General features: G+C 67.1%; 14 protein-coding genes. 6 read left to right on the forward strand and 8 right to left on the reverse strand.

All coding sequences use genetic code 11. The annotated features are described in order from the left end of the window. The coding region (locus tag VGR06_RS11955; RefSeq protein WP_327559094.1) for a phosphotransferase family protein at nt 1-561 on the forward strand (561 nt) is incomplete at its 5' end. A 399-nt stretch (nt 562-960) separates the two neighbouring features. On the opposite strand, the gene VGR06_RS11960 is transcribed toward VGR06_RS11955, so the two are convergent. Then, nucleotides 961-1281, reverse strand: a complete 321-nt coding sequence (locus tag VGR06_RS11960) for a MarR family winged helix-turn-helix transcriptional regulator (protein WP_327559095.1) — start codon at nt 1279-1281, stop codon at nt 961-963. 236 nt (nt 1282-1517) lie between these two features. On the opposite strand from VGR06_RS11960, the gene VGR06_RS11965 reads away from it, so the two are divergent. Together VGR06_RS11965 and VGR06_RS11970 are read left to right on the forward strand one after the other, a co-directional pair. Then, the gene (locus VGR06_RS11965; RefSeq protein ID WP_327559096.1) at nt 1518-2195 is read left to right on the forward strand and encodes a hypothetical protein; all 678 of its coding nucleotides are present in this window, start codon (nt 1518-1520) and stop codon (nt 2193-2195) included. A 348-nt stretch (nt 2196-2543) separates the two neighbouring features. Continuing rightward, nucleotides 2544-2702, forward strand: coding sequence for a VOC family protein (locus tag VGR06_RS11970; RefSeq protein WP_327559097.1), 159 nt, complete (start codon nt 2544-2546; stop codon nt 2700-2702). A 141-nt stretch (nt 2703-2843) separates the two neighbouring features. Here VGR06_RS11970 and VGR06_RS11975 read toward each other — a convergent pair whose 3' ends face one another. Continuing rightward, complete coding sequence (locus tag VGR06_RS11975; RefSeq protein ID WP_327559098.1) at nt 2844-3041, reverse strand: hypothetical protein; 198 nt, start codon at nt 3039-3041, stop codon at nt 2844-2846. A gap of 915 nt (nt 3042-3956) precedes the next feature. Here VGR06_RS11975 and VGR06_RS11980 point away from each other — a divergent pair. Continuing rightward, on the forward strand, nt 3957-4238 hold the full coding sequence (locus tag VGR06_RS11980; protein ID WP_327559099.1) for a helix-turn-helix transcriptional regulator: 282 nt from the start codon (nt 3957-3959) through the stop codon (nt 4236-4238). A gap of 292 nt (nt 4239-4530) precedes the next feature. Here VGR06_RS11980 and VGR06_RS11985 read toward each other — a convergent pair whose 3' ends face one another. Both VGR06_RS11985 and VGR06_RS11990 read right to left on the reverse strand, forming a co-directional pair. Next, nucleotides 4531-4935 carry a TetR-like C-terminal domain-containing protein gene (locus VGR06_RS11985; protein WP_327559100.1) on the reverse strand — a complete coding sequence of 135 codons (405 nt, stop codon included), beginning with the start codon at nt 4933-4935 and terminating at the stop codon, nt 4531-4533. A gap of 157 nt (nt 4936-5092) precedes the next feature. After that, nucleotides 5093-5242 carry a hypothetical protein gene (locus VGR06_RS11990; protein WP_327559101.1) on the reverse strand — a complete coding sequence of 50 codons (150 nt, stop codon included), beginning with the start codon at nt 5240-5242 and terminating at the stop codon, nt 5093-5095. Nucleotides 5243-5516: 274 nt separating this feature from the next. On the opposite strand from VGR06_RS11990, the gene VGR06_RS11995 reads away from it, so the two are divergent. Next, the gene (locus VGR06_RS11995) at nt 5517-5984 is read left to right on the forward strand and encodes a hypothetical protein (RefSeq protein WP_327559102.1); all 468 of its coding nucleotides are present in this window, start codon (nt 5517-5519) and stop codon (nt 5982-5984) included. A gap of 88 nt (nt 5985-6072) precedes the next feature. Beyond that, complete coding sequence (locus tag VGR06_RS12000; protein WP_327559103.1) at nt 6073-6990, forward strand: hypothetical protein; 918 nt, start codon at nt 6073-6075, stop codon at nt 6988-6990. 683 nt (nt 6991-7673) lie between these two features. Here the strand turns inward: VGR06_RS12000 and VGR06_RS12005 are convergent. From VGR06_RS12005 to VGR06_RS12020, 4 genes are all read right to left on the reverse strand, one after another. After that, nucleotides 7674-7841: a hypothetical protein gene (locus tag VGR06_RS12005; protein WP_327559104.1), complete on the reverse strand. Its 168-nt coding sequence runs from the start codon at nt 7839-7841 to the stop codon at nt 7674-7676. A gap of 759 nt (nt 7842-8600) precedes the next feature. After that, nucleotides 8601-9008, reverse strand: a complete 408-nt coding sequence (locus tag VGR06_RS12010; RefSeq protein WP_327559105.1) for a hypothetical protein — start codon at nt 9006-9008, stop codon at nt 8601-8603. A gap of 15 nt (nt 9009-9023) precedes the next feature. Continuing rightward, nucleotides 9024-9389: a helix-turn-helix domain-containing protein gene (locus tag VGR06_RS12015; protein WP_327559106.1), complete on the reverse strand. Its 366-nt coding sequence runs from the start codon at nt 9387-9389 to the stop codon at nt 9024-9026. Between the two features lie 510 nt (nt 9390-9899). Beyond that, complete coding sequence (locus VGR06_RS12020; RefSeq protein ID WP_327559107.1) at nt 9900-10562, reverse strand: hypothetical protein; 663 nt, start codon at nt 10560-10562, stop codon at nt 9900-9902. Between the last annotated feature and the right edge of the window lie 54 nt (nt 10563-10616).

Genomic DNA, 10616 nt, shown 5'->3' on the forward strand with positions numbered 1-10616 from the left:
GACCACGGCACGTCGATCGCAGCCACGCTCGGCGAGCTGCTCACGGCGATGCATGCTGTTCCGGTTGACCGGTGGACCGATCTGGTGGACACCGACGACCACCCGCTGGCCGAGTGGCGACGTGAGGCCGCAGAGACCTACATGACGGTCGTCGGGCAGGTGCCGGCGGTGTACCGCCGGCCTGTCGAGACGTTCCTGGACGCGATACCACCCCACGACGGGTACGCCACCGCGTTCTCCCACAACGATCTGGGCATCGAACACGTGCTCATCGACCCAGTCGCGTGGACGGTGACCGGCGTCATCGACTGGAGCGATGCCGCCATCGTCGATCCGGCCTACGACTTCGGGCTGCTCTACCGCGACCTCGGCCCCGCCGCTTTCCGCGCCGCCCTTCGCCGCTACCGAAACGACGCCAGCGACGCCGCGGCTCTCACCGAGCGCGCCGTCTTCTATGCCAGGTGCAGTGTCTTCGAGGACCTGGCATATGGCGTTGAGACCGGACGAGACAAGTACGTCGACAAGAGCCTCGCAGCGATGGAGTGGCTGTTCCCGGCATAGGCGCCACGTCTCGACCGAGCCGCCACGCGGGCGACTTCGTGAACATCGTGAAAGGCTCGGACAACGTCATGGCGATCCAGCTCTGGTCCCACTCCATCGTGGCCAAGACAGGAGACCGGCCATGAAGCAACGCGACCGTCTGGCCGTGTTCGTCCTCATGGGCGACCTATGGCGATGGTCGTATGGCCGTCGGCGACGCGGAACACCGGACCCGCACGCACCGAAGGTTCACCCTTTCCGCCTGCGCAACCCGCGCCCGCGCCTCGGCAAAGCGATGATGAGGTAGATCCAACGACCGGATCTAGCCGCGATGAGCGCGTTCATCTACAGCCCGTGTCGCCCCACGACATCAGCCCGCCACTGCAACGCCCGGGGTTAGGAGTGCCGCGGCCGCCAGAGTCATCCCATCGACGACTCGTCTTCGGCCGCGAGAAGCTTCACCATCAGGGCGATGAACTGACGCCGCTGCGCATTTGTCAGGGGTTTTAGCACTTGCTCTTGAATACCGTCGATGACGTTGTCGAGTTCCAGGAGTTGTTGGACTCCAGCCGGGGTGATGGTGACGATGTTACGACGCCTGTGCTCGGGGTCGACAGACCGCTCGACGAGCCGACGTGACTCGAGCTCGGCCAGCGCCGCCGTGACGTCACTGCGATCGATCCCGGTCCCACGGCCCAGGTCAGCCTGGCTCGCGGGCCCCCACTCGTCGAGCGCAGCCAAGAGGCGGTAGTGGTAACTGCGAAGGCCGCGGCCGTATGACTCGAACCCAGCGGCGAGGAGACCCGACGAGCGAGCGAAGGTCCGGCTTATGAGCCAGGTCGGACGATCCTTAACGCGGGCGGGAGTACGGCTTGGCGGGTGATCCATCGGCATAGGTAGACGTTATCAGTTGTTGGCACGACCAACGTTTGCTATGTTGGTCTTACCAACATTGACTGCGTCTAGGAGACCGGCTCATGGACGAACCAACCACCAGCGGACCCAAACAGGTTCTGGTCATCGGCAGAAGCCCAAGCGTGATCCTTGACGCTGCCGACATCCTGCGAAGCAAGGGCTTCCACGCAGATGCAACAAACCAGTTCGACGAGGTGCTGACGGAGTACGACACCATGAACATCGATGTCGTCGTCTTCGGTGGCATGGTTCCGCCTAACGCCAAGCAGTACCTCAGAGAAGAGATCTCCAAGGTCAACGGCCACGTCACCTTCGTACAGGGACTCGCCGGAATCGCAGGCCTCATCGCCGCCCAGGTTGAGGGCGTCACGTCGACTGCCGGAGACGACAACCGCGTGGCATATGACACGACGAAGAGAACGGTGCAGCTCACCCTGCAGGAACCGGCCCAGGTGGTCGTCGAGGCTTGGTGGGCCACCTCATTCACGCCGCCCGAGCCGACGAGCACCTCGATGCGTGTGATCGACTCCCACTTCGATTCAGGGGAGTACTCTATTCCGCTCCCCGCCGAGGTTCCGCCCGTGGCGTCGTTCGTCACCGTGTCCGTCGGGCCAGCCGTCCGCGCGTTCACGGTTGGCGCGATGCCAGAGGCAGTAATGCGCATGGTTCCAACCGGCGACCCGACCCAGCCCCCCGCGCTCCCTCCCGTCCGAGCGGTGGCGACCCACAGCAATGACTGACAACCCGGGCACCCCAGCCGTACGGACCATGCGCGCGCAGGGACTGGTCAATCTCGTGGTAGGCGGCCTGCTGCGCACCCCGGGCCTTAAGTCGGATCATCGGTAGCCGACTAGGCTAGGGTCATCGTGGCAAGGTTGGCGAACTGCCTCATGATCAGTGCGACAAACCGGAGATCGATCCAGCTCATCCTCGAAGGCGCCGCAGGTCGCGGACTTGCCCGTGCCTAGTGATCGACGAGGATGGGTTGTATGGACGAACTTGCGCCTGCTTCATCCGATCCGCTCTCGTATCCCCATCCGCGCGACATGCCTGGGCTCTGACATCGTCGATGGAGACTGGCCGATGCGGTGCGGTGGACCGCGAAGGGAGCAGACCTTGCGGCACCGGGCCCGGTGGCAGACGAGGTGCGCCGATTGACTGCGATCGGCGCGACCGCGGCACGAGAGAGTGAGGACCTCACCGTTATGCGCGACCCCGAGGGCAACGGGTTCTGCGTGGAGCCCTGACCTCGGCGCTGGGCCCGGGCGCCCTCACCGGCCCGCCGCGACCCGCTACCTGAGAGCATCCGCGCGGTCGCCAGCCTGGCCAGCGCCCGCGCCCGCCCGCTGAATACCGCTATCGATCTTCGGTTGCAAGCCCTGGACCGCTCACGATGCTGACGCCGCCACGTCGCCGGGTGCCATCGCATCCAAATCGATACCGAGCGTCTGCAGCAGCGCGGCGTTCTTGTAGGTGTCGATGAGGACGGGCAGTTCCCGGTCGACCCAGTCCGCCCTGGCGTGCAGCTGCCGGGAGCGCAGCTGCGCCATAACCTTGGCCTTGTCCACGTACACGGGTTCACTCATTTGCTTCTCCTTCTCGTACGCGGTGAGCCGCCAAGCTCACGCGGGCCCGCCCGATGCCCTGGCCGTGCAGCGCGATCGACGCCCGCGCTCGGTCGCGCCAGAGCGGGCTGTTGCGCTTCGACGATGGACCACCAGCTGTGGACCGACGGCCTCAACATCGGCGCGACAACAGCATCGATCCGCGACGGCACGCCGAACGCCGGCCGACCAGCCACATAGGACCTCATCTGACGCTCGGCACAGCAGAACTGCTCGCGCCGCCGATCAATGGCCCGTCGGCGGAACGTTCGAAATGTGGCCTGCCTGCTGGATCCGCTTCTCTCTCTTCGCGGCCTGTTTCTCCTTCAACGTCTTACCCTGCTTCTTCGCGTGGGCCTTTCGCGGCGACTTGTCCGACATGGTCAACCCTTCACTAGCGGCCGCCGAAGCCGCGACTCCCGCCGCCGACCGGCGGTGCTACCGCGGACGGCGAGCTTGTCGGCAACACTCCTCGACGGCCTAATGTGTGTGCCCACCCGGCCGCGGACCGGCAATGGCCCGCCTGCCGGCGTGTGTCGCAGCGGCGCCGGTGTTGGGATGGTGCGTTGTCGGGGATTCGCCCGGTCAAAGCACCTCAACTCGGCTGGTGCGTTCGTTGGCAGCGGACTATCGCGCCACCGGGGTCCCGGGCGACGTCCTCACTCTACGCCTCTGGGCGTACTTCGCGGCATCGGACGATGCGTTCACGGTCCACGCCGGTGCGCAGGTAGGCCTCCAGCCGGGAGCGCGGCGCCGTTGCATTGGGCAACCGCCGTTGGGGCGTGGCCGACGTGGTTTGAGGTCGAGACCGCACAGGTGGCGTGGGCGTCATGCGGTTGTTCGGGGACTGTGGCCCGCCACGGTGTGCGGTATTGCCGGGCCGGGGATGATGACCGTGTGGGGCACACCGTTCTGGTCGTCGACGATCATGCCGAGTTCCGGAGGTCAGTGCGGGCGCTGCTGGTGGCGGACGGCCCGAAAGATGTCGGCCTGCTTTCGAAGCGGGAACAAGAGGTACTGCGGCTGCTCGGCCACGGCCTGACGAACCCGGAGATCGCAAACCGCTTGTTTATCAGCCGCAAAACGGCCTCTCATCACGTCAGCAACGTGCTCGCCAAGCTGGGCCTGCGCAACCGCGCCGAAGCCGCGGCATTCGCGCGCTCCGCAGCCTTCCACTGATCGTGACCCCGTCGACTGGCTTTTTCACCAACGTTTGCTAACCCGCGCCGGGTCGGGACCGAGATTACGTAGACCAACTCTTCGTTGGACGCGCTCGCCGATGATCATGACCTCCGTCGGCGGCAAATGAGGCGCGCCGTTATGGCCGCAAAGGCCTGGACCTTCCGATAAGTCCTGGGCGCCCGCCCATTCATCCCCAACCTGTCTCGAGCATCTTCCGCAGGCGTTGACGGCGAGGTTGACGGCGGCTCGTCAGTGCGATCGCCCGACGGGTCTTTCCCGATGCCGATGGTCATTGCGGTCGAGCCACCAAAGCCGGGCTGTCGAAGGCGGCGAGCCCGGCGCGGCAGGCGGGTTCCAGGCCGTCGTCGTCGGGGAAGCGGCCGTTGAGCTCCAGGATGAGCATGCCGTGGATGAAGGCGAACGCAGCCCGGGCGCGCTCCGGACTGCCGGCTGCCCGGACCAGGGCCGCTGCGGCGCGGTCTTCCACTCCCGGCGCCAGCTGTTCACGGGGCAGCGGCCCTTCCATCATGAGCCGGTACAGCTGGGGATGGCGTCTGACGAACGCCCGGTACGCAGTCACCAGGTCGGCCAGCGGCTCGGCCGCGCCGTCGGTCGCGGCGTCGAAGGCTGCGGCGGCCTCCTCGAAGCCGACGGCGATGAGGGCGGCTTCGAGGGTCCGAGAACCCGAAGGCATCCCGTCGCGCAGGCTCCGTCCTGCCGGACCGTGCCCGGGTGGTGAAGGTGGAGCGCCCTACCGGACGTACGACCTTCGCCACCCGGGCACGGCCCGGCTGCCTGTGGTGCGCGATGCAACTCCGAGCGCCCAGGCGGCCAGGTGTCAATGCCGGCCCCTAGGCTCTGGCCTGGTGGGCGGCTTCGACGGCAGCCCAGCGGACCAGAACGCCCTGTTTGGTGATCGGCCCCCGCCGCGCCACGGTGTCGCACTCGTACTTGATCGACGATGAGAAGGTGCCGGAATCGCCGCTGATGGCCGCCACCATAGTCGACGCCTCGTCACGCCCGCCGTCACCGGCTCGCTGCTCACACCGGGCGGCACCGCCGCTACCGCACCGCGACCGTCACCGCCGCCGTGCTCGGCGTCCAGGCACCGGCGACGCTGCCCCAGTCCTCGGCAAGAGCACCACAGAGATCATCGGCTGCCGGCCCGGTACGCCGCTCCAGCCGGCGCCCATCTCATTCTGAACGGATGACGCCCGACGGCCGTAACAGGCGAAGGATCCAACCATGGCCGGAAGCAGGATCCGGGGAGGACGAATGGTTGCGGAGCAGGGCAAAGGCATGGGCGCTGGCCGGTTGCCAGCGCTGAACATCGAACGGATCTACAGCACCACCATCCCAGCGGATGAGCTCGCCCAGGCGCTGGCAGACCACTTCCGTAAGCAGGATTTCGAGGTACAGGTCTTCCGCAGCAGCGAGAACCGCACCGTAATGCAGGCGCGCAAGGAGAGCCTGTGGCGCCAGCTACTGGGGGTCACCTACGCGCTCACCGTGGTCTTCACCCCCGGCGACGGTCAATTGAGCATTGGCCTGGGCGGCCACGAGTGGGTCGACGCGGCGGTGAGTGGAGCGATCGGGCTGGTCGCGGTCCCGCCGGTGCTACTGGGCACCGCATACGGCATCTGGAAGGAGAACCAGCTGGACAAGGAGGTCTGGCACGTGATCGACGAGCGGACCAGCGCCAGCGAGCCGTCCCCCGGGACCACCACCGGCACGCCGACGTAGCCAGAGCGGCAGCACACGCCCTAGCGCGGCGACGCTAGGGCGTGTGCGGTGACGCCGCCACCCAGTTGATTCCGCCACCCACATAAGTGTGGCGACGCCGGCTGCCGAGCGGTCCCCGCCCAGCCGTCTGTCGGCATTTGAGCGGCGTGATGCGGAATTCAGTCAGCGCAACGCCACCCGCCCGCGACGGACACAAGCACGGGGACAGAAGAGAGCGGCGATCGACTCGATGATCGATTGGTATCGGCACGAAATCGTCGCTACGGGTAAACAACCGCTCGCGCTGCTGCTGGCTGCCTTCGTCGTCACCTTCCTGTTCATCCGGCTCAGCGTGCGCATGATCCGGGCCGGCGTGCGGTGGTGGCCGGGCAACGTAACACCGGGCGGACTGCACGTCCACCATGTGGTTTTCGGTGTTGTTGTCATGCTGGTCGCCGGTGCGGGCGGGTTCAGTTCGATCAGTCAGCGCACGCCATGGGCGGAGATCTTCCCGGCGCTGTTCGGCTGCGGTGCCGCCCTCGTCTTGGACGAGTTCGCGCTGATTCTGCACCTGCGTGACGTGTACTGGGCCGAGCAGGGCCGCACCTCCGTGGATGCCGTTTTCCTCGCCGTGGCCGTGTGCGGTCTGCTGTTGCTGGGCGTGGTGCCGCTGGGTCTCGGCGACATCAGCAGCGAGGACGGTTGGGTCACTGAGGTCGACCTCACTGTCACCCTCGTCGTCAACACCGCGCTGGTGGCGTTGACCTTGCTGAAAGGCAAGTACTGGACCGGTCTGTTGGGCCTTCTGGTGCCGACGTTCGCCCTGGTTGGTGCGATCCGCCTCGCTCGACCGAACTCGCCGTGGGCCCGTTGGCGTTACCGAGTCGGATCACGCAAGCAGGCCCGCGCAATCGCCCGGGAAGACCGGCATCATGCCCGCTGGGTGCGGCGGCGCCGGTGGCTGCAGGACGCCCTGGCCGGCGGCCCGACCGTGCCCGCCGACCGGGCCGGCAGCGGCGAGGGCTAGTTGGACGGCAACCACGATCCGATAGACGCCGATCACGGTCAGCTCAAGCGCCAGGCGGTAGAGGAGCTGCGGGGCGCGAGGTGAACGAAGGCGCGCCCCCAACACGTTACGGCCGTGCCAAACCACAACCGAAACCGGGGTCAGCGATGCATCCCGTGCGCCGATGCGCACCCGGCCGGCCAAACCAGGTATCTTCACCGAACGGGTGTCCTTCCCGCAGCGACGCATTGGTCCTTCGACAAGCCCAATTGTCCCTGCTGGCAAGCATCCGTTCGTCTATGCCACGCGGTGTTGTATTCCTATCCGCGGATCCGGGTCAGAGCTGTTGAGCGCGGTTCGGGGCGACTGGGGTCATCGAGCGGTCCGCAGGCCGCTGACCAGCGGCTCCGCCATGAGGTGCACAGGATTCGAAGCTGTTCAGCGCAGCCCAGAGCTGTTGAACGCCGTTCAGAGCCGTTGGGAGCGGCCCGCTGCTCCCAGTCTGCTCTCACCGTCCCATCGAGATGTTGGGGGTCGCGGCGGATCAGTTTCGGGGTCATGCTGCGCGTCAAGGGCTACGCGCAATCGCATCGAGAGAGACTGCCGCCGCGGCGGGGTCGCTAGTTGATCTCCATTGGGTGCGAACAGCGCGCCGGCTCCGCGCGGGCCGATGTCAACGCCCGGGCCCCGGCGGCCGGTGTCGACTAACGCCGCCGGCGCAGCAGGACGGCCGTGAACAGCCAGAGCACCGCGATGGGCAGCACGACGGCGAGCGAGGCGACGCCGAACAACAGGGCCCAGTCCCGGGACCGCTCACCACCGGCATCCAGGACCGCGGCAGCGAGCAGCATCAGTACGCCCACCGCCAGCATGACCGACGGTCCTCGTAACGACAGCCGCAATTTGTGGTCCTCTCGCACAAGCCGCCGGCGGCCGCCACTCCGGTGCATCGCGACGGGATCGCCGCGGCGCCCGGATCGTAGCGCCGGGTGGTGTCCGCCCGGAAGGCGTGACTACGCACAGTCGGGGCGGAGGATTTCGGCCGGCCGGCCCGATGATCGGCTCACCCGCGGTGTCCAGGGCGTCGACATCGACGAGGATCCGGCGGATCGTCGATCTACGAGGCGTTGCTCCTTGCGCCGCGGATCGTGAGGGCCGGCCTCCTCGCCGAGGAGTGACATACCAGCCGTTATCCCAGCGTCCGCTGCTAGCCGCGGGGTCCAGCCGCCGCAGGGTATCTAACGATTTCGATCCCCTCGGCCCGCTGGTTTGTCGCTGACATAGCTGTGTCCGGGAGCGGCGCCGGTAAAGCAGGGACGTGCTCTGCGACTGGATGTTGGCGCGGCACCGATCGCACGACCGCGAACGGGGCGGAAGTCGCGACGACCCAACCGACAGGAGGCGCGCCGTCGGCCGCCGTCAATCGGCGCGGGCCTCCGCCGCGGGGACACGAGCACGCACTGCTTGACGCGGAACACCGCTTGCCCTTGTCGATGAACCTCACGAGCTTGGCGGTGACCGGTCGACTCCGGCGGCGGAGAAGGCCGACGCTGGGACCGGCCTAAGGGGTGCAGCCTGATCGGTCGGCTCGGCGGGGAATTGGCGTCCTCGGCCCGGGGGGCACCTGGTGACTACCAAAGAGCAGGTGCCCGCGGCGGAATCTTTACCACCTCGATACGGGCCGCGGCGAACACCGCGTCGAAGGCGGTGGTGAACTTGGCGTCGCAGTCCCGGATCAGGAAGTGGAACCGGTCGGCGTGCCCGTCGAGGTCCATCATCAGATTTCGGGCCGCCTGAGTGACCCACGCGCCGGTGGGATGGGCGGTCACCCCGGCCAGATGCACCCGGCGGCGCTCCAACTCGATCACGAAGAAGACGTACAGCCTGGTCAGGCCGATTGTCTCCACAGTTAGGAAGTCACCGGCCAAGGCGCCTACGGCCTGGGCGCGCAGGAACTCGGTCCAGCTGGGACCGCCGCGGCGCGGTGCCGGGCCGAGGCGGTGCCGGCGCAGGATGGTGCGCACCGATGTCGCGGACACCGTGATGCCGAGCTTTCAACACTCTCCGGCGATGCGCAAGTAGCCCCAGCGGGCGTTGTCTCGGGCGAGCCGTTGCCACAGCACCAGCTCGACCACCTCGGGGCTCAGCCCTCGGCGTCGCCCGGTGGTGGGGTAGGTCCAGCGTCGGCGGATCAGCTCGCGGTGCCAGCGAAGCAGCGTCGACGGCGTGACCAGGAAGATCGGCCACCGATCGCGGGAGAGTAGCCTCGCCAACGTCGCAAGGACCATGCGATCGCCCGGCGTGTAGCGGGGCCGCGCCACTTGTCGGCGCAGCACGGCGAGCTGGTGACGCAGAACGACGATCTCCACATCGTTCGCGTCGGGAGTCCGTCCTGCGACCACGCCGAGCATCCGCCGCATGACCAGAAAGGGTTCGCACCGCCACGGGAGCCGATTCTGCCAGGCCGAGATAACGCCTGGTCAGCGCAGCGCGCTGACGTTGTACCCCTCACGGCAGGCGGCGATAACGTCGGCCAACACCGGTCACTCCCTACCGCTCTAGGCCTAGCCGCAGGCAGGTAGGCTGTGGCATCGCGCCCTCGTAGCTCAGGGGATAGAGCAACGGTTTCCTAAACCGCCGGCGTTTTGCGCGGTACAGCCCGCTGACCTGCGTGTCCGGCGCTCAGCCATCGATGTCCATCTTGATCCTTTCATCGCCGTGTGCTCCGCTACGATGATCTTGGCGTAGCGGATGCCACAGTGGCTGTCATCCTCGCGCACCTGCGGCGGAGCCGCGTCAGCCGTTCAACGATGGGGTGCCGCGGCGGGAACGCCATCCAGGCCCGGCCGCGCCAATGGTTGACTGACTTGCATCGATGGCTGGGCATCCGCCGTACACGGCAGTACGTCCGGCCGGTGTTCAGAATCGGCTTACGTTGTGTCGGCGGCGGTCCAGCGCATCGCCTCGAACGAGGCGTCGAGCAGGGCGTTTCGGGGTGCGTGGGTGCCCGTGCGGGCGCGGGCGGCGGACAGCGCCGCAGACGCGTCGGCGGACAGGAACGACAACTCGGTGGTGAGATCGACGAACACGCGTGCGGACCGTTCGGCAACGGCGGCGGCGACGAGTTGCTCCAGTTCGGTGAACGAGATGACCGCGGTGGGAAACGGCATCTGCCTCAGGGCCTGCCCGAACATGGTGTGGTTGGCCAGGTACAGCGGCTCAGGCACGACGATGAGGCCGCGTACCGGGCGGGCGTCGGTGGGCAGGTGCGCGAAGGCGGGGTGGCCGCAGCGCCACAGGTCGTATGTCGTGCGCAACTGGTCCTGGGCGTGGCGCACGTCCTTGCCGAGCAGGTTCGTGTAGCTGACGGCGTCGAGGCGCTTGTCCAGGGCCGGCCGCCGGCTCTTGACCTCGACGAGCAGCACCTGATCGGGCAGGACGACGAAGCCGTCGGTGCTGAATGTCGACTTCTCGTATTCGATCTCGCCGCTGACCGCGGCGCCGACGCCGCTGAATTGATCGAGCTGTTCGAGCACGTATTCCTCGTTCAGCTTGCCAAGGTCGGTGGCGAAGTCGTTGCCGTAGGCCGCCACCCCGGCGTAGTACAAGGCGGCCAGCGAGAAACGGCCGGTGACGAACAATGGCTG

Origin of the sequence: Actinophytocola sp., from assembly GCF_036002505.1 — a bacterium.
GTDB lineage: Bacteria > Actinomycetota > Actinomycetes > Mycobacteriales > Pseudonocardiaceae > DASYTH01.

Coding starts and splice junctions, on each gene's coding strand:
- VGR06_RS11995 (WP_327559102.1), top strand. CDS start 5,517: ATGGTTGCGGAGCAGGGCAAAGGCATGGGCGCTGGCCGGTTGCCAGCG.
- VGR06_RS11975 (WP_327559098.1), bottom strand. CDS start 3,041: ATGAGTGAACCCGTGTACGTGGACAAGGCCAAGGTTATGGCGCAGCTG.
- VGR06_RS12005 (WP_327559104.1), bottom strand. CDS start 7,841: ATGCTGGCGGTGGGCGTACTGATGCTGCTCGCTGCCGCGGTCCTGGAT.
- VGR06_RS12015 (WP_327559106.1), bottom strand. CDS start 9,389: ATGCGGCGGATGCTCGGCGTGGTCGCAGGACGGACTCCCGACGCGAAC.
- VGR06_RS11990 (WP_327559101.1), bottom strand. CDS start 5,242: ATGGTGGCGGCCATCAGCGGCGATTCCGGCACCTTCTCATCGTCGATC.
- VGR06_RS11985 (WP_327559100.1), bottom strand. CDS start 4,935: ATGCCTTCGGGTTCTCGGACCCTCGAAGCCGCCCTCATCGCCGTCGGC.
- VGR06_RS11965 (WP_327559096.1), top strand. CDS start 1,518: ATGGACGAACCAACCACCAGCGGACCCAAACAGGTTCTGGTCATCGGC.